The sequence below is a fragment of the Candidatus Venteria ishoeyi genome, assembly GCF_030378065.1.
Lineage (GTDB): Bacteria > Pseudomonadota > Gammaproteobacteria > Beggiatoales > Beggiatoaceae > Venteria > Venteria ishoeyi.
Genome location: NZ_JAUCGJ010000032.1, coordinates 1 through 22070, shown reverse-complemented (window position 1 = coordinate 22070; position 22070 = coordinate 1). Strand labels below are relative to the sequence as shown.

19 protein-coding genes are annotated in these 22070 nt (G+C 41.6%); 4 read left to right on the top strand and 15 right to left on the bottom strand.

Annotation, left to right across the window (positions count from 1 at the left end):
• Positions 1 to 161: 161 nt before the first annotated feature.
• The 8 genes from QUF61_RS11695 to QUF61_RS11660 all read right to left on the bottom strand — a co-directional run bounded on the left by QUF61_RS11695 (position 162) and on the right by QUF61_RS11660 (position 7518).
• Positions 162 to 1022: a glycosyltransferase family 2 protein gene (locus tag QUF61_RS11695; RefSeq protein WP_103918385.1), complete on the bottom strand. Its 861-nt coding sequence runs from the start codon at positions 1020 to 1022 to the stop codon at positions 162 to 164.
• Entirely contained in the window at positions 1019 to 3007 is a 1989-nt protein-coding gene (locus QUF61_RS11690; RefSeq protein WP_289681821.1) for a hypothetical protein, read from the bottom strand. The genes QUF61_RS11695 and QUF61_RS11690 overlap by 4 nt, the downstream gene beginning before the upstream one ends.
• An 81-nt stretch (positions 3008 to 3088) precedes the next feature.
• Complete coding sequence (locus QUF61_RS11685; protein WP_289681819.1) at positions 3089 to 3568, bottom strand: pilin; 480 nt, start codon at positions 3566 to 3568, stop codon at positions 3089 to 3091.
• 287 nt (positions 3569 to 3855) lie between these two features.
• Positions 3856 to 5523: an energy-dependent translational throttle protein EttA gene (gene ettA, locus QUF61_RS11680; protein WP_103920525.1), complete on the bottom strand. Its 1668-nt coding sequence runs from the start codon at positions 5521 to 5523 to the stop codon at positions 3856 to 3858.
• Positions 5523 to 6128, bottom strand: a complete 606-nt coding sequence (locus tag QUF61_RS11675; RefSeq protein WP_103920526.1) for a hypothetical protein — start codon at positions 6126 to 6128, stop codon at positions 5523 to 5525. The genes ettA and QUF61_RS11675 overlap by 1 nt, the downstream gene beginning before the upstream one ends.
• A gap of 5 nt (positions 6129 to 6133) precedes the next feature.
• A complete protein-coding gene (locus QUF61_RS11670) occupies positions 6134 to 6385 on the bottom strand; it encodes a GlsB/YeaQ/YmgE family stress response membrane protein (RefSeq protein ID WP_103920527.1) in 252 nt (83 codons plus the stop codon).
• A gap of 57 nt (positions 6386 to 6442) precedes the next feature.
• Positions 6443 to 6868, bottom strand: a complete 426-nt coding sequence (locus tag QUF61_RS11665) for a GlcG/HbpS family heme-binding protein (RefSeq protein ID WP_289681818.1) — start codon at positions 6866 to 6868, stop codon at positions 6443 to 6445.
• A 113-nt stretch (positions 6869 to 6981) separates the two neighbouring features.
• Positions 6982 to 7518 (bottom strand): DUF302 domain-containing protein, encoded by a 537-nt coding sequence (locus tag QUF61_RS11660; protein ID WP_103920529.1) that lies wholly within the window; start codon positions 7516 to 7518, stop codon positions 6982 to 6984.
• Between the two features lie 145 nt (positions 7519 to 7663).
• Here QUF61_RS11660 and QUF61_RS11655 point away from each other — a divergent pair, with 145 nt between their 5' ends.
• The 4 genes from QUF61_RS11655 to folK all read left to right on the top strand — a co-directional run bounded on the left by QUF61_RS11655 (position 7664) and on the right by folK (position 11565).
• Entirely contained in the window at positions 7664 to 8410 is a 747-nt protein-coding gene (locus tag QUF61_RS11655) for a glutathione peroxidase (RefSeq protein WP_177428476.1), read from the top strand.
• A complete protein-coding gene (gene mnmC / locus QUF61_RS11650) occupies positions 8391 to 10439 on the top strand; it encodes a bifunctional tRNA (5-methylaminomethyl-2-thiouridine)(34)-methyltransferase MnmC2/FAD-dependent 5-carboxymethylaminomethyl-2-thiouridine(34) oxidoreductase MnmC1 (RefSeq protein ID WP_289681815.1) in 2049 nt (682 codons plus the stop codon). The genes QUF61_RS11655 and mnmC overlap by 20 nt, the downstream gene beginning before the upstream one ends.
• Before the next feature lie 281 nt (positions 10440 to 10720).
• Positions 10721 to 11077, top strand: coding sequence for a dihydroneopterin aldolase (gene folB / locus QUF61_RS11645; protein ID WP_103920532.1), 357 nt, complete (start codon positions 10721 to 10723; stop codon positions 11075 to 11077).
• Positions 11078 to 11079: 2 nt separating this feature from the next.
• Positions 11080 to 11565, top strand: coding sequence for a 2-amino-4-hydroxy-6-hydroxymethyldihydropteridine diphosphokinase (gene folK, locus QUF61_RS11640; protein WP_103920533.1), 486 nt, complete (start codon positions 11080 to 11082; stop codon positions 11563 to 11565).
• A gap of 8 nt (positions 11566 to 11573) precedes the next feature.
• Here the strand turns inward: folK and QUF61_RS11635 are convergent, their stop codons facing one another.
• The 7 genes from QUF61_RS11635 to QUF61_RS11610 all read right to left on the bottom strand — a co-directional run.
• Positions 11574 to 13316: a hypothetical protein gene (locus QUF61_RS11635; RefSeq protein WP_289681811.1), complete on the bottom strand. Its 1743-nt coding sequence runs from the start codon at positions 13314 to 13316 to the stop codon at positions 11574 to 11576.
• A 617-nt stretch (positions 13317 to 13933) separates the two neighbouring features.
• Positions 13934 to 17392 (bottom strand): hypothetical protein, encoded by a 3459-nt coding sequence (locus tag QUF61_RS11630; protein ID WP_289681809.1) that lies wholly within the window; start codon positions 17390 to 17392, stop codon positions 13934 to 13936.
• Positions 17290 to 18699 carry an ArnT family glycosyltransferase gene (locus QUF61_RS11625; RefSeq protein ID WP_289681807.1) on the bottom strand — a complete coding sequence of 470 codons (1410 nt, stop codon included), beginning with the start codon at positions 18697 to 18699 and terminating at the stop codon, positions 17290 to 17292. The genes QUF61_RS11630 and QUF61_RS11625 overlap by 103 nt, the downstream gene beginning before the upstream one ends.
• 143 nt (positions 18700 to 18842) lie before the next feature.
• Entirely contained in the window at positions 18843 to 19799 is a 957-nt protein-coding gene (locus QUF61_RS11620) for a glycosyltransferase family 2 protein (RefSeq protein ID WP_289681804.1), read from the bottom strand.
• Positions 19796 to 20188 carry a GtrA family protein gene (locus QUF61_RS18230; RefSeq protein WP_407080057.1) on the bottom strand — a complete coding sequence of 131 codons (393 nt, stop codon included), beginning with the start codon at positions 20186 to 20188 and terminating at the stop codon, positions 19796 to 19798. The genes QUF61_RS11620 and QUF61_RS18230 overlap by 4 nt, the downstream gene beginning before the upstream one ends.
• A gap of 7 nt (positions 20189 to 20195) precedes the next feature.
• Positions 20196 to 20945, bottom strand: a complete 750-nt coding sequence (locus tag QUF61_RS11615) for a class I SAM-dependent methyltransferase (protein WP_289681801.1) — start codon at positions 20943 to 20945, stop codon at positions 20196 to 20198.
• A 289-nt stretch (positions 20946 to 21234) separates the two neighbouring features.
• Positions 21235 to 22070 (bottom strand): reverse transcriptase domain-containing protein (locus QUF61_RS11610; protein WP_289681800.1); only part of this gene is annotated, 836 nt, incomplete at its 5' end.

The following is a 22070-nucleotide window of genomic DNA, read 5'->3' as shown; positions in this document are numbered from 1 at the left end:
CCCCATAAAAAAATTGCAATGGTGGAGCTTTGGGCAATAAATAGGCCAGATTTTATATAGAATAAAATCAAATGGTTAGCACATATTACCTCACAACACTATAATTTAACGCACTCATTTAAGGCAACTTAATATTATGAATGCACAATAATCGTGCAAGGCTAATGCATTTTTTCACTGTATAACAAACTGGTGATTTGCTCGGAAACCAGACCAATTAAAAAAATAAGCAGTGCTGTCGTGAATAACAACGCGCCCATATTGGTAAAGCGCCCATCGGTGAAATAAGTGTAAGCATAATAAAAAAGCCCCATTAAAAAATTCAGCAGGCTGATAGGGCCAAAAAGTTTCAATGGCGCGTATAAGGTGCCAATCTTAAAAATAATCAACAAAAACCGCACACCGTCATTGAATAATTTAATATGACTCTTGCCCTGACGCTGCCCCGCATGAATCGGCACATATTTTAAGCTGTAACCGGCGCGAAAAAAGGCCATGGTAATGGTGGTTGGATAAGAAAAGGTATTTGGCAACAGATAGAGAAAGGCTTTAAATTTACTGGCGCGGACAGCACGAAAACCGGAAGTCAGATCGGCTATTTTCTGCCCCACCACCCAGCTTGCCAGTTTATTATAAAAACCATTAGCCAGCTTGCGGGCAAAACTGGCCTGAGTCTGTGCGGAACGCGCACCAATAGCCATATCATAACCCGCATCAATTTCCGCCAGTAAACGTGAAATATCTTCCGGGTGATGTTGACCATCGGCATCCATAAACACCAGAATGTCGCCGCTGGCAGCGCGCGCGCCACTTTTAATCGCCGCGCCATTGCCCATGTTATAAGGATGGCGAATCACTTTTGCGCCTGTAGTTTCCGCGATATCTGCTGAGTTATCATCGGAAGCGTCATCAACGACTATCAGTTCCGCATCAGGATATAGATAAGTTAATTTTTCCAGCACCACAGACAGACTGGTAGACTCATTATGACAGGGTAAAATAATACTGAGGCTTTGTTTCATTGAGAATTACTTTTATCCGTCTCTATTATTGATTTATGGTTCTGTTTATTTACCCTTCGTCCCTCAATTTTCTGCTCATCAAGTTGTTTTAACTCAGACATTTTTTTTATCATTATATCTAGGTACGCACCATGAATCATCAGTTCTTTAGGATTGAAACTATTTTTTAATTTTTTTGCCAAAGCAAGTGCTTGGTCAAAAGCGCGCCCCTGTGCTAACCAGTACACCTGCATGGTTTGCGCCTGCGCCCGGTTAGGCATTGGATAAGCAGTTCCTTTTTCTATCATGGCAGCCGCTTTCAGGTATTCACTATGATAAGCAAACAAACGTCCTAATTGTAAATAGAGTAAGGTATGTGTGATATTGATATTAGGATTATCCAATAATACCCCTAAAATCTCTTCAATTTTTTGTCTGGAAATATGTGGGCATAACTGCTCAACATGTGAACTCACCAGTAAATTCAAACCATTACCCAGCCCAAAATCATCCTGGCTTTGTTTAAAATGTGCCAGCATGACTTTCTGCTCTGGAGGTTCAATACGTGGATAAGCGCAGTGTAGATTAAGCCAGAAAATATAATGACTGCTTGACTCAGGAAAAACTTCAAGCATGTGCGCATAATATTTTAAGGCTTCTTCCGGTCTGCCTGAATCACCCATAAATGCCGCAGCGTGGGATTGCGCGTAACCGGAATAAGGATGTTTTTCTGCCCAATAAACTGCCTGTAAAACTGGATTATTCCATAAACCAACTTCGAGATAGCTAATAAAACTCAATAACAACAACCAGACACCGCTGGCAAGCACTATAAATATTTTTAATATTTTCTTTTGAATAATACTGTAAAGGTAAAACAGCAAGCAACTGAAAGCAAATAAAAACCCTAATATGGCAAGATAATTACGATGTTCAAAATAAAGCATTAAGGCTAAAAAGGTAGATTCCAGCGCATGACCTGCAAAAAACCATAAAATCGCAAATGATAAAACAGGTATCTTTTTTCGCCATAACCAGGCAATAACGAGAGCACTACAAACAATAATGACAGCAGGTAAGGTGGAGAAAGGTGTAATCAGATTTTTGGAAATGACATAATCATCATGAAAAATAGTAAAGGACTGGGGTTGAGGTAAAAAAGTGTCCCGGAGATAATCCAGTAAAATGCGGGATTCAGTTAATAAGCGTTCAGTCAGTGAAAATGGACGTATTTCATAACCACTAAGCACATTGGCTACAAACATAAAATAAGCAATAATAATTAATAAGGGGCTATAAACAAAGATTGTTTTCCATAATTTCCACAATTTTGGTTCTGGTATTTTGTGAAATAAGGTAAGTTCCAATACCAATACATATAAAATTAATAAAATTCCGTTTTCTTTACTGAATATGGCAAAAATACCTGCAATAAACATCCCGATAGATGCCCAAAGGTAGCCTTGTCGCAGTTTTCCCTGCGCTAAGACCATCCGACCCTGCACAAAACATAACAGTCCAATCACGGTAAATAATACTGAAAGTTGCGCCATGCGTTGCACAACATATAAAACGGTGGAAACCTGAATCGGGGAGAGCAGCCATAAGGCCGTACTTAACAAAGCGATGAATAAACTTTTATGGGTATCCCAAGCTAACAGACGGGTTATTTTGATGAGCAGCCAGAAAATACAAGTGGCTATGAGTAAATGAATACAAAGATTGACATACTTAAATGCAAAAACATTGTGGATATTATGAAATTGCAGGGCAAAACTCAGCAAAGAGATTGGACGCCCCAAGGCTCCTGCTTCACCACTGAATACATAACGAGACATATCCTCGCTAAGACTGCGATCATCAAAATTTTTGATTTCAGTAATATTATGCTCATCATCCAGAATAAATGAACCATCCAACCCCTGCCAATATAAAATACTGGAAAATCCCAGTAGCAACAGGAAAAGCAGACTATATAACCACTGTAAACGGATACTGGATTTCATTTTTTATCAATTTATACTGAAAATAAAAAAACCTGCCTTTTTACAAAGGCAGGTTTTAACACTTATAATAATAAGAAATACTTATTGTTTACAAGCAGTTGGCAAATAAGCCGCATCTAAAGCATCAGTACCTTTAGCTTGATCAGCAACTATACCTGATTTGCAGTCCCATGATTTATCAGCAGTAACATACTGTAAGTGAACAGTTCTACCTGCACTCGCATCACCCCAATCCTCTGGTGTTCCTCTCATAACTGCCTGGAAGCCATAAGGCCCAGTAGCTCCACCTGCGGGGGTAATCATTGAAGTATATTTCCCTGTAACCTTGCCACCCAGTTTACCTGTAATCTCAGCGGCACTTGCAGGCCAGTTAGTAATACCTTTAGAGCCAATATATTCTTCAACAGGGGTTTTCAGACCTGCCATTAAACCAATTGCTTCAGCCACTTTTGAGCGTTTCAGATAATCAGTGTAAGCAGGAATAGCCACTGCTGCCAGAATACCGATAATCGCGATAACGATCATCAGTTCGATTAAAGTAAAACCTTGTTGTTTTTTCATGAGCTTTATCTCCTAAGATAAAAATATAAAATCAAACATCAATACATCTGTTAATAAATGGTATTGTTGTTGTGTCTTAAGTATTAGCGATAATTGTGCCAATATTTTTTCCATTTATTTTCAAAGGCTTATATATTTTTTTGATTTTTAAAAAAACCATTTGCAGTATTGCAGGCTTCTTATGGCCTCCTATAAAAGAATTAAAAATCAATTACTTACAAGTCTTTAACCACACTTTTGAATGTGCTCAGTTTCAGCAGGTAAACTGTTGAAACTGAGCACATGATTTAAGCATCCAGCTTTTTATAATGAATCCGGTGTGGCTTATCGGCTTCTGTGCCTAAACGGCGGTGGCGATCTGCTTCATATTCTTCATAGTTGCCTTCAAACCAGACCACCTGACTGTCACCTTCAAATGCCAGCATGTGGGTGGCGATACGATCCAGGAACCAGCGATCATGTGAGATGACAACCGCGCAACCAGGAAATTCCAACAGGGCTTCTTCCAGGGCGCGCAGGGTTTCCACGTCCAGATCATTGGTGGGTTCATCTAATAATAAGACATTGCCACCACTTTTTAATAAACGCGCCAGATGCACGCGGTTACGCTCACCGCCGGATAAGTCCTTAACCCGTTTTTGCTGGTCCGTGCCTTTGAAATTAAAACGCCCGACATAAGCGCGGGAAGGGGTTTCATATTTACCCACCTGGATTAAATCATGACCATCAGAAATCACTTCCCACACGGTTTTATCGCCTTCCAGTGAATCCCGGCTTTGATCCACGTAAGCAATTTCAACAGTGGAGCCTTTGCGTATCTCGCCGCTATCTGGCTGCTCCTGCCCGGTTATCATCCGAAACAGGGTGGTTTTACCTGCGCCATTGGGGCCGATAATACCTACGATACCCCCCGGTGGCAGATTAAAACTGAGATCATCCACCAGCAGTTTATCGCCAAAATGCTTGTGCAACTGATTAACTTCTATCACCAAATCACCCAGGCGTGGGCCGGGGGGAATGTAAATCTCGCGGGTTTCATTGCGGCTTTGCACTTCTTGAGATGCCATTTCTTCAAACCGCGCCAATCTGGCTTTGCTTTTAGTGCGGCGGCCCTTGGCATTGCTGCGCACCCATTCCAGTTCTTCTTTCATTGAGCGGGCGCGTGCGGAGGTTTGTTTTTCTTCCATTTCCAGACGTTGTTCTTTTTGCTCCAGCCAATTGGAATAATTCCCTTCCCAGGGAATGCCCTGCCCCCGGTCCAGCTCCAAAATCCAGCCTGCGACATTATCCAGAAAATAACGATCATGGGTGACGGCAACCACAGTGCCGCTATAATCATGTAAAAACCGTTCCAGCCAGGCCACGGATTCTGCGTCCAGATGGTTAGTCGGCTCATCCAGCAGCAGCATATCTGGCTTTTCCAGCAATAAGCGGCACAAGGCCACCCGCCGCCGTTCCCCCCCGGATAATGTTGTAACGTCTGCATCCCAGGGCGGCAAGCGCAAGGCATCGGCGGCCACTTCCAGCGTCCGCTCCAGATTATGCCCATCTTTAGCCTGAATCAGATTTTCCAGTTCTGCCTGTTCTTTTGCCAGCGCGTCAAAATCCGCGTCAGGCTCGGCATAGGCCGCATATACCGCGTCCAGTCGGGTTAAGGCATCCTTGACATCCGCCAGCGCCAGCTCAACATTACCACGCACGTCTTTATCCGGATCCAGTTGCGGTTCCTGAGGTAAGTAGCCGATGTTAATGCCGGGTTGTGGACGGGCTTCGCCGATAATTTCCGTATCCACGCCTGCCATAATACGCAGCAGTGAGGATTTCCCGGAACCGTTAAGTCCCAGAACGCCAATTTTGGCCCCTGGGAAAAAAGACAGGGAAATGTCCTTTAAAATTTCACGTTTGGGCGGCACAATTTTGCCGACCCGGTTCATTGTATAAATATATTGTGCCATTAGTTCGCGTCCATGGTGATAATGGTGATATAGCCGTCTGCGCTTTGTTTCAAACGTTCTGCAATAGTGGAAGCTTCTTCGTAATCGTCGAATTTGGTGCCGTTATTTTCCGGGGAATATTGGTGCAGGGTTTCATTCCATTCCGTAACCACGGATTTATAATGATGCTGAATGCGGTAATATTTTCCGCTTTTGCTGGTTTTAGGTTTCGCTTTGATACGCCCCTGATGAATTTCCACTGCACCACCTGCGGCTTTAGTGGCTTCCCGTTCGCCATCATGCCAGCCCATATCCCACCAGTTGTAATTCTGAGGTTCTTGTTTTTGTTGATAAGGATTACTGCTGCGGGGTTTATTGGCTTGAAAAGCAACTCTTCCCTGTACCAGCAGCAACTCCCGCATCTTATCTTCTTCAGTCACCCCGGTCGTGATTTCAAATATCAGGGTTTCCAGCAAGTCGAGAATATCAGTGGTTTTCCATGTCTTGTGTTGTTCCATGCGCATACGGCGAATCACGGAATGCAGCGTACGTAACACGTCACAGGCAAAATCTATTTGCTCTGGCGTTTCAACTTTTAATTGAATATCAACTTCTTCTTTCGCCATATCCGTTACCGTTTATTAAATAAACCAACAGCAAATAAAATGGCAATTGCACCCACGGTTGCGGTAACAATTGAACCGATTAAACCATTAAATGAGATACCTAACAGGCCAAACAAAAAACCACCGGCAATTGAACCAATAATACCCAATATGATGTTGATAAACAGCCCATAACCACCGCCTTTCATGATATTGCCCGCCAGCCAGCCAGCTACACCGCCGATAACCAGAAAAAGAAACAAGTTTGTCATGCTCATGGGAATGCTCCTTTAAATAAATCCTCTTAATAGAGGATTTAATAAAATGATGACACTTTAATCTGCAAATTCCAGGCGTTCTTCAAATTTTTCCAGCGCCTGAATCGCGCAGGCTTCGTCCTTTTCCCCGCCAGGTGCGCCACTGACGCCAACTGCGCCAAGACGTGAACCCGCCGCAGTAATTGCAACGCCGCCCTGCATAATAATAATACCGTTAATGTGATTTAAATCCATGCGAATGTCTTCCCGGTTTTTGCGAAAAGCACCGGAGTTCATGCCGGACATGACCACGGCGTTGGCTTTTTCTTCAGCGATCTGCAAGGTAAATTGCGCCGCCAGATCATCACGCAACGCCGCACGCTGGATACCATTTCTATCAACCACCACAGCACTGACCTGGTAGCCCATTTTACGGCAAGCCAGTACCGTTTCACTGGCAATATCACGCGCCAGTTCCATGCCGATGTTTTTAACAGTGAACATGTCCGTCGCCTGCACCTGGGCAGATAAACAAAAAAGGCTGGAAAAACAGGTGGTATAAATCAGTTTTTTTATTATTTTCATGAAACTCTTCTCGTTATTGATGTTGTTAAAGCTTACAAGTCGCCTGCCGCACCTGCATGAATGATACTGTGCATATTATCCCGTACTTTTTTTGCTAATGTTTGTAATTCCGGGGTTAAATTAACCATGCTCAGCACCATATCCATATTTAAGGTCACTAACCAGGGCTTTTCATTTTCATCAACAACCACGGTGATGCGACAAGGCAAATAGGCGGCAAAAGAAATATCGGCTCTGACCATTTTATTGGCTATCTGGGCATCGCAAAATTGAAAAATCTCCATACGCCGGATATTTTTTAAACCTTGCGCCTCTAATTCATTGGATAAAGGCTGATGGCCTACCAGTTTCATATTTAAGCTATTGGCGCGTAGCTTCATTGAGTCAATGGCATCATCCAGAGAAATACCCTCTTCCAAAGGTACTTGCCAGGTGGTGTGGGATAAGATCATTTTAGGCAGAGCCTTGCCTGCATCGGCTGAATCTTTCGCTGGCGCGCCAAATGCAGATACTGAAAAAAGCATGGAAAAAATTAAGGGCAAAGAAATAATGGATATTGTTTTTAACATAAATAGTTCCTTAGAGTCTATCAGCTATAGAACCTTTGTAAGATAAAAGGTGATATAAAAGCCCTGTATTCTACCTGAAAACCACTTCATACAGTAAACTTACATCAAGTTCGATAACAGGAAAATGAAAATAAAGGAGCATTTTATGTTTAAAAATCTTGAAGGCCAGCGCATTCCTTCTGTTGTTTTTAAGGTACGTGAAGGCGTTGCCTGGAAGGATGTTAACAGCGATGATTTATTTCAGGGTAAAACTGTTATCCTGTTTTCTTTGCCTGGTGCATTTACCCCAACCTGTTCTGGATTTCATGTGCCGTGCTTTAATGAATTGGCACCGGTATTTTTTGAAAATGGTGTCGATGATATTATCTGCTTATCCGTGAATGATAGTTTTGTGATGCAAGCCTGGCAACTAGAGCAGCAGGCAGATCATATTCGCTTTATTCCTGATGGCAATGGTGAGTTCTCGCAGGCAATGGGCATGTTAGCTGACAAGCAGGAATTGGGCTTTGGACAACGCGCCTGGCGCTATTCCATGCTGGTGAAAGATGGCATCATAGAAAAAATGTTTATAGAAACGGAAGATGAGGATGTTAGTGATCCTTACATCGTTTCTGATGCTGAAACCATGCTAAATCACATCAATCCCAATGCCCATAAACCGATTGATATTGCAATTTTCACCAAAAAAGGCTGCCCTTACTGCGCTAAGACGAAGGACATGTTAAGCGCCCATGATTTAGCTTATGAAGAAATGGTGTTGGGTGAGGATTATTCATTACGCGCCCTGCGCACGATTACCAACGCCAAAACTGTGCCACAGGTGTATATCAATGGCCTGCACATTGGTGGCAGTGAAGCCCTGGAGGCTTGGTTTGAACAACGCAAAAATTAATTGGGACAAGCACGGCGTGCCATATGCCTGTGATTTTAATGATGTGTACTTCTCAACGGAAAATGCTCTGGAAGAAAGTCGCTGTATTTTTATTGCAGCCAACCAACTGACACAACGCTGGTCGCAATGGTCAGAAAAGCGTGCTTTTATTATTGCAGAAACGGGATTTGGCTCGGGACTGAACTTTCTGGCAACCTGGCGGCACTGGCAACAACAGCAAAGCCATGTCACTTTAGTTTATCGCGCCATTGAACGCTTCCCCCTGCATGTACAGGATTTACAGCGTTGTCTGCAAAACTGGGATGAACTGCAAGACCTCAGCACAGCACTCATAAAACAATACCCCCCGGCAGTACCTGGTTTTCATCGTCTGTATTTTGAACAGGGTAGGGTGATACTGGATTTATGTCTGGGGGATGTCAGCGATATCTTGCCACAATGGTCAGCTTATTTTGACCACCAAACACCCGATACGCAGGCATCAATGGTGGATGCCTGGTATCTGGATGGTTTTGCACCAGCTAAAAATCCTGATATGTGGACGCCAGACTTGTATCAGCACATGGCGCGGCTCAGTCAAGTTGGCGCGACTTTTGGTACATTTACCGCCGCCGGTCATGTGCGCCGTGGCTTGCAGCAAGCAGGTTTTAAGGTAGATAAACAACCGGGTTTCGGACATAAACGCGAGCGTTTATGCGGTGTGTATGAGGGTACGGAATCGTTATACACTGCTCAGCAAACCAGCAAAAAACCAAGCAGCAAACAGCCACCCTGGTTTCGCAATACCAGTCCAAAATTTACTGATAAAAAAGCATTAATTCTTGGCGGTGGTGTTGCCGGAACAAGCATTGCATACAGTCTGGCGCAACGCGGCTGGTCGTTACACTTAGTGGAAGCACAGGCACAACTTGCCAGAGGCGCTTCCGGCAATGCCCAGGGCGCGGTTTACCCCCTGTTATCTGCGGACTGGAGTCCCGCGACCCGTTTCTACCTGCAAGCCATGTTGCTTATCCAGCGTCGGCTTGACAGCTTGCGCGATGCGGGTTTTGATATTCCCGGAAACTGGTGTGGCGTACTGTTACCCGCAAGCACCATGCAACAGCAAAAAAAACAACAACAAATCATACAAAATCTGCAACTACCAGCAAAGGTTGTACAACTTTGCAGTGCCAGTGAAACAAAACAGCATTGTGGTATCAATCTCCATCACCCCGGACTGTGGTTTAGCCAGGCTGGCTGGCTTTCTCCTGCTACGCTCTGCCATGCGCAGTGGCACAAAGCAGCGCAACAGACGCAAGCACAACTCAGCCTGAATTGCAGAATTCAAAAAATAAGCCGTCATAATGGCCTCTGGCAGCTTTGGCGTGATGGGCAATGCATTGCTCAAGCACCAGTATTGATACTGGCGAATGCCTGGGAGGCGCTTAAGCTCTTGCCTGAACTGGAACTGCCACTGCAAGCCGTGCGCGGACAAGTGAGTTATCCGCCACAAACGCCTGATAGCGCGAAATTGCGCAGCGTGGTATGCGAAACTGCTTATTTAACCCCAACCAATACAACAGGTCTGCATTGTCTGGGCGCGAGCTATACGCCAGGAGATACAGATACAACGCTTAGTATCGCAGAACATCAGCAGAATCTGCAACAATTACAAAGCCTGCCAGCATTGGCAAACAGCCTGGATACTCAGGAAGAACTGATACATGACTGGGCGGGGCGCGTCAGCGTGCGTTGCAGCAGCCGGGATCATCTGCCTGTAGTGGGTGCGATACCGGAAAAACAGGCTTTTTTTGAAGATTATGCAGAAATGCATCTGGGCAGACGCTTTGATACTTACCCGCAGGAACCCCGGATGCAAAACTTATATGCCAGTCTGGGACATGGCTCTCGCGGTTTATTATCTGCGCCCTTGGCTGCGGAGCTTATCGCTGCGCAGATGAATGCCGAGCCATTGCCTTTAGCAGATGATTTGCAACGCGCACTGAGTCCGCAGCGTTTCTGGGTGCGGCAATTGAAATCCAGCACTTAGGAGCGAGAATTTTATAACTTCAGCAACCTGGCTGGTCTTTTTCTCCATTTTCTGCGTTCCGCCTGTTTGGACTTAGGCAGTTACATAGCTTGCTATGCGCCTGTTTTCACGCCTTGAAAATGAATAAAAATCCTGCGCCCAGTTTCTGTATTTATTTTATCCTCACTCCTTAGGATAAGGGAGAGTTTAGCCTTTATATTGGACAAACCACAACCCTCCTCATAAAAAAGGCTGAAGTTATAAAATTCTCACGCCTTAGTGGCAAAGGTATTGATTAAAACATGGATATTATTTACATAAACGACCTTAGAATCGACGCCCTGATTGGGATTTATCCCTGGGAGCGGCAAATCCGCCAAAGCATTGTGCTGGATATTGAAATGGGCGCAGACATTGCCCGTGCCGCCGCCAGTGATCAGATTGAAGACACTTTGAGTTACAAGGATGTGGCTAAGCGGCTAATTGAGTTTGTCGGCAACAGCGAGTTTTTTCTGGTAGAAACCCTGACGGAAAAAATCGCTGACATCATCTTAACGGAGTTTTCCGTGCCCTGGGTGCGGGTACGTCTAAATAAACGTGGCGCGGTGCGTGGTGCGCGGGATGTGGGTATTTTGATTGAGCGCGGTAAAAGGAATTAAACATGGCAACAGTCTACATCAGCATCGGCAGTAATATTGAGCCAGCAAAAAACATTCATGCCAGTCTTAAGGATTTGGAAGCGCATTATGGCGTGATACAACAGTCCCCAGTATATGAAAGTGCTGCCGTTGGCTTTGAGGGGGATGATTTTTATAATCTGGTTGTGGCTTTTGATACGACTGATGATGTATTAACCGTAAATCAGACGCTGGCAGACATCGAAGCGGCTAACGGACGGGTACGCACCGATAAAAAATTCAGTGCTCGGACATTGGATTTGGATTTGTTATTGTATGATGAGCTGATTTTCGAACAGGGCAAACTGCGCCTGCCGCGTGATGAAATCTTTAAATATGCCTTTGTCTTACGGCCTTTATTTGACTTAATTCCACAACAAAAACACCCTGAAACCGGACAAACTTATGCGGAAATCTGGGAAAATTTTGACCAGGATACGCAGCCTTTGCATTTAATTCACTTATTTTAATAAGAGTGTTACTTGTTCCACAACTGCTGAATTTTCTGATAGCTGATTGCCAGCGCCTGTTGTGCAGCCTGGTTATTCTGGCGCTGGGTAATTTTTTGGCGTAGAGACAGCGCCTGTTGATAAGTTGCAAGTGCAGCGCGGGTATCGCTGCTGCGCAGGCTGTCACCCAGGCGATCATAGGCATAGGCCAGGGCATTTTGCTGTTTCAAATCCGGTTTGCTTTCCAGCGCTTGCTTATAATAAACAATCGCCTGCTGATAAGCTGCCTGTGCAGCATCGCTTTCTTTATTACTGTGATATAAATCACCCAGACGCTCATGACTGATTGCCAGATCTCTTTGCCATTGAAATGCTTCAGGGTTTTGCTCGTAGAGTTGCCGGGAAACCTGTAACGCCTTTAAGAACTGAGTCTTGGCGGCTTCTATTTTTTGCTGTTGTTGCAGCAATAAACCCATGCGATCATGGAGTACAGACAAACGCCGCTGGATCTGGGCATCAGGAGCTTTTATGTTTAACCCCGCGTCCAAGGCTTTTTGATAGGCTTTCAGGGCTTCTTCCGGATCTTTTTTACGCCATAATTCAGCCTGTGCTTCCAACGTGCTTAAATCATTATTGCTGACAACGGGGGCTGGCTGTGGTTTGGCCTGGATACTTTCAGTTTTAACAGGTGTTGCCACGGTTTTTACTGGTGCAGGTGTTTCTGCTTGTTTTGATGGCTGCGCGGGTGTTTGCATCATCGCCACCGGTTTTGAATCGGCTTCTGCTGTCTGGGCAATGAGTGATGCATTATTGCTGCTTTCATCATGGGGCCAGAGTGATGGTGAGGATTTTCCTGGTTCATAATCCAGAATTTGCTCAGAAAATTGTAAAGTAACAAAAACCGCAGCACCAACCAACATCAGTAGTAACAACATGGAAAATGCCTGTAACAACGGATGTGGGGTGAGTGGCTCTATGTCTATTTCTGGCACAGGCGAGGTTTTTGTTGTTGATTTTTTGGTTTTGGACGTTGTTGTCGGTGTGGCAGTACTTGCCACGCTAACATCTGCTGCCGCTAAGGGCTTTAAGCCTTCACTTTCCAGCGTATAAATACCATGCTCATATAATAGTTCCATCAACATGGGGTATTGTTGCATGACATTTAATGCGGCAATATCAATTTCTGCAATAATCTGAATCCAGCCGGTTTCCGCCAATTCCAACAAACGCTCAATGAATTGTCCGCGTTGTTGCTCCGATACCCTGGGCGAGAAAATGCCTTCCAGTGCCGTAATATGTAACAATAATTGCCGAGTATCATCCATATCATCGGTTTTTGCAAAATGCCCTGGCAATATATCCTGCATTTGTCCCACTACGGTTTTTAATAATAAAACCGCAGCTGCCGGGTGTTGTTGTAATAAATAATATAAATCCGTGGCTTGTAAACGGGCTTGGGCTTTAAGTGCTGGCAAACCGAATAACAGTGCATTTGCCAGGGTTTGCAGCGGTGCTTCCGCTGCAATATCACTTTGCAGTGCATGAAACGGCAAAGCGATAATCCGCCGGTGTCCATAATCAGGTTCGGGTAATTGCGCTATCAGCGATGTAGTGTCCAATACGGCATTTTCTTCCGCGTGGGCCAATAATAACAAAGCACAACCATTAGCAGACTGCTGTTGCAGTGCATGCGACAGAATATGGGCATCAAACATCAGGGCTTGATGTTTGTCCATGATCTGGGATGTTTCCGTCGGGTTGGAGTCTGACATAACAAAACCTGTATAAGTGGCTTGAGCAAAATAACTTGAGTTCGATATAAGGTTTTTTATCCAAAAATGCTTGAATCTGGCACAGATTATCAAGAAGCTTGCGTTGAACTCAAATAAAAGCAATATCCTAAGCCTCTGTTCAACATCTGGCAAGCATCTTTCATCTTAAATCCGTATGAAACAAAAAGTATTTTTTGCACTCTTTTTGTGTCTTAAAGCACAAGAAAGGAGCTTTTGCATAATGCCTTTATACTACAACGCGATCCACAGCAACAGCAGATCCTCCCTGTGTATACCACTAACCAGGCTTTCCAAGCTGGTGATGTCGCTGGAAAGACATGCCTGGGTGCGTGTGGACAAAAGCCAAAATGCATGAGGAGCGAGAATTTTATAACTTCAGCAACTTGGCTGGTCTTTTTCTCCATTTTCTGTGTTATGAAAACAGTTACATAGCTTGCTATGCGCCTGTTTTCACGCCTTGAAAATGAATAAAAATCCTGCGCCCAGTTCCTGCACTTATTTCATCCTCACTCCTGAGTACCTTTTGAAATTGATGAAAACAGGACTGGAGAAATATTTGCAGAAAAAGAATGAAGCTTATGTCAAATTCATGTCACTTATTGTTCTTTATCGTTAATATCCTTATTACTGTTTGCTATCTCTTGCTCTTTAAGTTTCTCCACTTCACTGGTTACTTCTGGAGGTAAAGAGGCAGCAAATTTTGACATCATGTGATCAATAGGTTTTTCAATGTTTGGAAGTTTCGGCTGTTCCACATCAGCATTTAGAGATAATAAATCCTGAGGGTTAAAGCGGTAGCTTGAATCCTTTTCAAGTAATTTAAATACCTTTTCCCTGAACGCCCTGGCTTCCCAATGTTTATAAGATCCTGGATAAATAAAATTGATCATTTCAGGGTTCTCATTTAATAATTTTGACACCCCTTCCATTTTTTCTTTAAGATAGGTTTGCGTAACCAATAAACGTGCAAATTGTGCAGAATCTCCACTAGACATCGCATCAATCATACGTCTGGGTAAAGACTCTTCTGAAAAAGCACGTTTTTCACCTTCTTCATCGGCTTCCCTGTCTCTTTGTTCTTTTTTATGTTTAGAAATTTCTTTATGGTTTTCATTTTCTGTACGAGCACGTTCAACCTGTGCTTTCAATACAAATTGTCTATCATGTTCTTTTCTTTCCATTGCTATTCTATCAGATAAAGATTGAATTTCTGCTTCAATTTCTTCTCCTGAATAAATAAATTCTCCAACACTGACATCAATACTGGCTTGATCAATAAAACATAAAATGCGGTTTGACTGACCACGGCTGAATAATTTCTTCCGGGTGTTTTGAATAATTTCAATAATGCCATTCATATCATTATTGATTTCATCTTCCAGAGTGTGTTCCCAGTCCGCTTTGGAACTCAAGCGCAAACTGGTGTGAACCACGGAACTGGGTGCATTTTTATCAATATAGGTGCTGGTCAGAAATTCCTTATTAACTTTATGGTGATTTTTCAAGTGCTCATACAGCCTGGTTTTAAATGTGCCAAAATCATTTCTGAATTTCAGACACTCTTCCACAATCATTTGCGCTAACAGTGCTTCACTACGCTGGCGGCGGGTTGCGGCGGAAATATCCACATAACGGCTGAAAACCTGGTGTAACAATTCTTGCAGACGACTTTTTAAAATATCTGTAATAAAAAGGCGACTGGTGGTTTTTTTATTCTGTTTTTCTTCATTTTGAGTCTTCTCCAGTTCCTCTAAGGCCTGCGCCAGATTTTCTGGAGTCACTTCCAGTTCCTGTCCTATTAATGCAGGCATTAAACTGAATACCAAATCAAAGCCTTCATTGGTGAGTTTATTACACAACGCAGGCAGTAATTCAGGGCGTTTGCCATCTGCTGCCTGATGAATAATATATTGCCAGGCAGACGTTTCAGTCGGATCCACCTGACGAATACGATTGACTTCATCTAAAAATTCATTAGTAGATTCTGACAGATTTTTAATCTCCGCCTGGGTCATTACCAACCGGATAATATCATCCAGGCAAGCTTGTTTATCATCTGATTGATGGCGTTTGGCTTTATATAAATCCAGTATTTTTAGAACATCACACACCTCATCCAGGGTGAATGGACGTTTCATGCTCAGACCATCTAACAAGGCACTCAAAGGCTCGCGTAATTTGAAACGCACCACCAGACCACTTTCATTACCAGGTACAGGTGGTAAGGAACTGAGCAGGTTAAATGCACTTTTATCCTGAATATATTTTGATCGATTTTGCCCATAGCGTTCGATTTCTATGGGTTTTTCTTCGCCAGTATAGAGAATACGGGCATGTTCCAGGTCAAATTGAATATTACTGATATAATCCGGGGCTGGAAAAATATTTGCCAGGTCAGTTTTACGTTTTTTGATATCTGCCTGATGCAGCGCTTCTTTTTCCTTATCGATATAAGTGGGGATTTCAAGATAACGCCCTTGCTGGCGGGTCTGGGTTTTCGGTAAATCGACTGCACAGTGATATTCAAAGTTCAGCGGAATGGTCATCGGTGTGAAATCAATGCCGCGCGAGTCAAACAAGGTGCGGGTTCCCGGTGTCGCATGTAAGTTCAACATGACATGATAGGGGGGATAACGGTTCAGTAATAACTCATATTTTCCCGTGATCACCGCCATCTGAAAATAATCTTTAATTAAATCTGGCTGCCTGCGCTGCTTAAAAGAATAACCGATATAAATATGTGCTACATTATTCGGGCGTAACATGCTCAAAGAAAACACCAGATTATCAAAACGCTTACTAATGTCTGCATTTTTTTTCTTGCGTAAAACCTGATAAGCATCCAGAATTGTTTGTAGAAAACGTGCCCGATCACGTTGCTCTGGAAAACCCACCTTACTCCATTCCCCAATATATTCCTGCCAAATGGGAAATAAATGCTTTTTCACTAAAGTGTGTTCCCAATAGGCTTGCTGCTCAGCAGGCAACCAGTCATTATCAATCAACCAACTACCATACCATTTGGTTGACAGCCATTGCCGCACACGCATTAAAAAACCAGAAGCAGCATACGCCTGATACATGATTTTACCCAGAGCGTGTAAACTTTGCACATCCTCTCTTAAAGCAAAATGTGTAGTAATCGTTTGTTCAATATGGCGTTTCCAGCGGGCATGAAAACGTTGATGGACATCACTTAAACGGGGGATATTGTCCAAACTGATACATTCCAGAAACTCGCAGGCAAACTGTGTCAAACTAATTTGCTCATCTTTCAATTTCAGGAAATTTGTGACCAGCAGGCGTTTTCGGCACGCCAAGGTATCACTGTGCTCCAATTCCAGGTGGGTGCGCAGAAAACCTAAGCTCACCGGTTTTTTATCCGCTTCCAGATATTTCAAAAAACCCATTAAAAATAAACAATCAGGATTCATTAAAGCTTTAACCTGAACACGGTAACATTGATATAAGGCAGGTAAATGGCGGTGGGTGCGTTCGCTGTACTGAAATTTTGTAGCCCGAAAAGCAGCAATATAATGATTAATTAAGGTATAAAACTGACCATTGTCAATGGCCGTGGAAAATACCAGTTTACGGGTAATTAAATGCTCGCTGTTAACTAAGGCCAGTAATGCCGGATGTTTTTCCAAATCCTCCAAAATTGCTTCATCAACGATTAAAAATAATTTAGATAAGGGCAGACTCTCTTTATATTGGCTGAACAAGGCAATTGCAGTATCTGTGTTGCTCAACATGCCAAAAATGACATCCACTTTTTTACTGGTTTTAATTAAGCGCTGCAACAAACTATCATCCACCTTAAAATCTTCAGGTGTATACGATAGCGTCATCTGATCATGACTATCCCAGGTGGCCTTAATGTCTTCCAGGGTATCGTGCAATAATGAATTGGAGCCGGGGGCACATAATAAAACGGATACCGATGTCGTATTCAGTTTCTGAAAAAACGCCTGCATGACAACCGGTAAAAAATATTTTGTATGGAAATAATGAGCTTGGGGGGACTTGGGTTTAATATGCTGAAGCATTTGCATGATTGGGATCCCTTTAATTTTTTATAAAACTTCACTATTTCACTGATAAAAAACATTGCACATAAATACATTTCAGGGCGCAAAGGTACAGAATAGCGAGGCTCTGCTTGTAGCACAACATAGACCGCACTAACATAAACCAAGACAATATAAAGTATTTTAGGCTCTATTTTATTATTATCTTCACCCTTTTTAAAAACAAAAAATATTCCCAACAGCGCAAACAAAACCAACCATAAATGCAAAGATTTCATCATTGAAAGGCTCATCATTGCAACCACATTTTCTGTATAAAGAGAATGTGTTACCGCATAAACATAAATATCACCCTGCCCAATTAATATATTCCAACTCCATAAAAGATAAGGTTTTTCCAAAAAATACCACTGTGCATAATGACTGGGGTTTTCTATGATTCTGTCTATTAACAACGGCAAGAAAGTAGAGATGGAATCTTGAGCTATAGTTAAATCTAAGGTGGCTGGATTATTGGGATCCCGTGGGTCTTTACGCCAAATATCAAAAAAATCATGGTGTGCGCCCACAACCAAATTGGCTAAAACTCGACCAGAACTAGATTCTCCGCTGCTATCAACATTAAGATGATTTCGCAAAGACCATGACAATACAATCACCAAAAAACTCATTAACATAACAAGGATGATTTTTTTATTATAATCCGTTTTTATAAAAGAATAATAAAACAATATTGCCAAAAATAATGGTGCAAAAAATATAACAGGATTGACTAAATAAGCTAAGCCAAAACTTAACCCCGTTATAATAGATAAATAATGATTTTTATATTTAATCCATAACATAAATAAATAAAGCGATAACATTAAAGTAAAAGAAAATAATGTTTCCGTTAAAATATAATTACCTAAACTAATCAAATGAGGACTAAATACCGTTAATAATGCAGCACTAAACGCCAAATGCTTATTTAAAAATAAGCGCCCCATCAAAAAGGTTAGTAAGGCAATTAATCCACCCAAAATAGCTTGGGCTATCATTAAAATAAAATAGAACTCAATTTCTAATATTTTTGCTATTTTATGGATAAGTACAATAAAAAAAGGATAGGCAGGTGCCCAGAATGAATCAGGAATGGGGGGGGTGTTCTCTCTATCTTTAGAAAAAATATAATATATATCAATATTTTTAGCATAAGTCATATAACTAGAAGCATCACCACTTAATGGTTGATATACATGAGTATTATTAAAATACTCAATACGAATAAATAAAGCTAAACAAAATATAATAACAGCATAGCATATATTTATTTTAGATAAGTCAGTCATATTTTAAAAATCCATAGCGTTAGTTACCGAAGTTACGCACGGCAAAGAAAATAATCATCCTGGAGGCTCTATTTGTTTTTTTTGATCCACCAAGATCAATATAGTCAAAAATAAAGCAACTGTGTAACTTTAATTAGTTATCATTACTTTTTATCTTTATCTTTATAAACTAAAGAAGGATGAAACCCCTTGGTAAAATATAAGGTTCTGCGTTTTGATTCATCATAAGTTCTGCCCAAGTACTCACCTATCACACCCAAGCTAATTAACTGAATCCCACCTAAAAATAATATAATAACGATAATAGAGGGATAACCAGATATTGGGTTATCAAAAATTAAGGTTCTGATAATCATATAAATCCCATATAAAAAAGAACCTGATGCAGCAATAGTACCAATATAAGTTGATATTTTTAAAGGCATATCAGAAAAAGAGGTAATACCCTCAATGGCAAAATTCCACAAATACCAATAACTCCATTTTGTTTCACCAGAGGCTCTGGGATCACGATCATACATCACCGCTTTTTGTGGATAACCTATCCATGCAAATAAACCCTTCATATAACGATGGTGTTCATTTAAAGTTTTAAGCGCATCGACGGCACGACGGCTTAACAAACGAAAATCTCCTGTGTCTTTAGGAATTTTAACACGGCTTATTTTCCAAAGTAACTGATAAAATAAAGTGGCTGATTTTGTTTTTAACCACGTTTCTCCATGGCGTTTTTTTCTTTGGGCATAAACCACATCATAACCATTTTTCCACTCATCAATCAGTGCAGGAATTAGTTCGGGTGGGTCTTGTAAATCAGCATCAATCACAATCACAGCATCACCAATACAATGATCAAGTCCTGCTGACATCGCTATTTCTTTACCAAAATTCCGACTTAGATCAACAATACTAATGCAAGGGTCTTGCTCTCTTAATTGGTTTAATAAAAACAAGGTTTCATCTTCACTGCCATCATCAATATAAATAATTTCATACTCACAATTGAGTTGCTGCATAACCCTTGTTATGCGCTGATGAAATGTGGCAATCACATCCGCCTCATTATAGGTAGGTACAATAACTGATAATATATGATTCAATCTATTTCTCTTTTTTTATAAACCCAAAAAGAACTCAGCATAAAATTCCATATCGTAATAATAATAATGGATATTAACTGAATAAATAAATAATAATGAGAAGCAAAAACAGAAGCATAGTGCATAATAACAAAATTAATTAAAAACCCTATCATATTCATAATAAAGAATCGAGATAGAGCCGTTGTATGCGACGATGTAGTATAAAACGTCCAATGATAATGACTTAAATAATTAAATATAATTGATAAAATATAAGAAAAACTACTGGCAATAATAATTGAAATCCTTAAATATTCTATCACACAATACAGCATGGAAAAGTAAATAATTGTCGTCAATATACCAACGACTGCAAATTTTAAATTTTGCTTTTTAAAAAAATACATATCATCATTATTTTTTAGCACGCAAAACATAACACTGTGTCCACAACAAAAAATCGAAGCGGGTTCCCCTTATTTTATCTTCCAAATACCGTTCTAATTTCAAGCCAAAATTACCCGTAAATTCGGCAAGAAAAGGAATATAAAGCCCGCATTTATACTGTGTTTCAATTAAAAAACCCGCATTCTTAAGCTGTTGCTTTAATTGCTTTTCCGTTAATAAATTAATATGACCTGCTTCTATAATTTCCTCATCATAGATTTTGCGTACAATTTGAATAATACCGGGTAAAAAAGCAATTTTTGCCGTCAACTCCAAAGGACTATAGCGCTGAGGCGTTGATAATATTAAGCGCCCTTGATCCGCCAACAATTTTTTTAAGCTATGCAAAGCAGCTTGAGAATCAGCAATATGTTCAATCACCTCTGTACATAAAATAAGCTTAAAAGAATGAGCCGCTTGAGACGAATGGCTAATGTCATCAATCACATACACAAGCCCTGCTAGATGGCTCCACTTTTCTTTCACATAATCAAGATAACGCGGCTCAATATCTGATGCCGTGACTTGCTCGGCTTGTTTTTTTAAGATAGGTAAATAAACCCCTGCACCCGGCCCTACTTCTAAAGCCGTTTTAAGTTGCCCCGCCGCCTGAATAGAGCGGCTAATCCAGTCGCGTCTAGCGCAATGTAAATAGCGTCTTGTCGGGTTTTTTGAAGTATAAAGTATTTCTTGTAATCTAAGTAAAGATTCAGTCATGGTGTTTAGAAATTCCCTTTAGGAAGGTCTGATTATGGCAAAAATATAGACAGCCCCAAAATATAGCCCCAAAATATAGAGAACCAAGAAAATAAAAAAATAAAACTACACTATCGTTCCAATGTTCTCAACCAGTCAAATTATTGAAAAATTCACTGATTATACCGCTTTGTGTGGATCGAGGTAGAACAACCAGTTACCCAGTTACCCCCTCACAAATCCCTGCGTGCGGAATTACCGCACAGGGCTTTTCAAAACTGCTCGCTTTGCACGCGGTTTTTGTTGTTGCTTAGAAGTCATGACAGATACAGGGTTTGGCTATACCAAAGTGCTTGACCATTTCCTTAAAACCCAACCAGTTGTAGCTTTTGCGCTGTGAGCGTCGGTTCAGCCATTTCTGGAAGGTTTGCGTAATGTGGTATGCAAAACTGTTCAGGCTTTTGTAGTTTCCCCGGATACCGTAATAATTGTAGTATCCACGTAACTTTCTGTTGAGTTTCTTAAACAGTATTTTCTTTGGTAATTGGCAGTTTTTCTTGAACCATTGGGTGAAATTCGCGCGTGATGCACTGAGCTTTTTCCGTGAGGTTCTGCGCTTGAGAAGAGGCTTGCGCCAGCATTTACGCTTGTAGCGTTGGCTTAGTTCCCAATGAAATTCAAATCCCAGAAATTCAAAACGGGTGTTCAGTTTTGGATATATCGGACTGAATGTCATCATGTTTGTCTTATCCTCTGCTACTTCCAGACCAAACTTGTTAAGTCTGAGTTTGAGCGTTTGGTAGAATCGCCTGGCATCATTTTCATATTCAAAGGCACAAACAAAGTCATCTGCATAACGACAAAGGTATACCTGTCCCCTACAGTGAGTTTGTACCTTTTCATGGAACCAACCATCAAGCACATGATGGAGATAAATGTTTGCCAATATGGGCGAAACAATACCGCCTTGTGGTGTGCCTGTGGTCGGGTTAGTGATTCGCCCTTCATCAAGTATGCCCGCTTTGAGCCATTTCCGTATCAGATTCAGGAAGGGTTTGTCATCTATGCGCCTGCTTAGCATTTCCAGCAGCAAGTCATGGTCTATATTGTTGAAAAAGCCTTTTATATCAGCTTCCACCAAATAGT

What these genes read in the sequence shown, in the direction of transcription:
- QUF61_RS11695 (WP_103918385.1), bottom strand. Translation starts at nt 1,022, where the DNA reads ATGAAACAAAGCCTCAGTATTATTTTACCCTGTCATAATGAGTCTACC.
- QUF61_RS11690 (WP_289681821.1), bottom strand. Translation starts at nt 3,007, where the DNA reads ATGAAATCCAGTATCCGTTTACAGTGGTTATATAGTCTGCTTTTCCTG.
- QUF61_RS11685 (WP_289681819.1), bottom strand. Translation starts at nt 3,568, where the DNA reads ATGAAAAAACAACAAGGTTTTACTTTAATCGAACTGATGATCGTTATC.
- ettA (WP_103920525.1), bottom strand. Translation starts at nt 5,523, where the DNA reads ATGGCACAATATATTTATACAATGAACCGGGTCGGCAAAATTGTGCCG.
- QUF61_RS11675 (WP_103920526.1), bottom strand. Translation starts at nt 6,128, where the DNA reads ATGGCGAAAGAAGAAGTTGATATTCAATTAAAAGTTGAAACGCCAGAG.
- QUF61_RS11670 (WP_103920527.1), bottom strand. Translation starts at nt 6,385, where the DNA reads ATGAGCATGACAAACTTGTTTCTTTTTCTGGTTATCGGCGGTGTAGCT.
- QUF61_RS11665 (WP_289681818.1), bottom strand. Translation starts at nt 6,868, where the DNA reads ATGTTCACTGTTAAAAACATCGGCATGGAACTGGCGCGTGATATTGCC.
- QUF61_RS11660 (WP_103920529.1), bottom strand. Translation starts at nt 7,518, where the DNA reads ATGTTAAAAACAATATCCATTATTTCTTTGCCCTTAATTTTTTCCATG.
- QUF61_RS11655 (WP_177428476.1), top strand. Translation starts at nt 7,664, where the DNA reads ATGTTTAAAAATCTTGAAGGCCAGCGCATTCCTTCTGTTGTTTTTAAG.
- folB (WP_103920532.1), top strand. Translation starts at nt 10,721, where the DNA reads ATGGATATTATTTACATAAACGACCTTAGAATCGACGCCCTGATTGGG.
- folK (WP_103920533.1), top strand. Translation starts at nt 11,080, where the DNA reads ATGGCAACAGTCTACATCAGCATCGGCAGTAATATTGAGCCAGCAAAA.
- QUF61_RS11635 (WP_289681811.1), bottom strand. Translation starts at nt 13,316, where the DNA reads ATGTCAGACTCCAACCCGACGGAAACATCCCAGATCATGGACAAACAT.
- QUF61_RS11630 (WP_289681809.1), bottom strand. Translation starts at nt 17,392, where the DNA reads ATGCAAATGCTTCAGCATATTAAACCCAAGTCCCCCCAAGCTCATTAT.
- QUF61_RS11625 (WP_289681807.1), bottom strand. Translation starts at nt 18,699, where the DNA reads ATGACTGACTTATCTAAAATAAATATATGCTATGCTGTTATTATATTT.
- QUF61_RS18230 (WP_407080057.1), bottom strand. Translation starts at nt 20,188, where the DNA reads ATGTATTTTTTTAAAAAGCAAAATTTAAAATTTGCAGTCGTTGGTATA.
- QUF61_RS11615 (WP_289681801.1), bottom strand. Translation starts at nt 20,945, where the DNA reads ATGACTGAATCTTTACTTAGATTACAAGAAATACTTTATACTTCAAAA.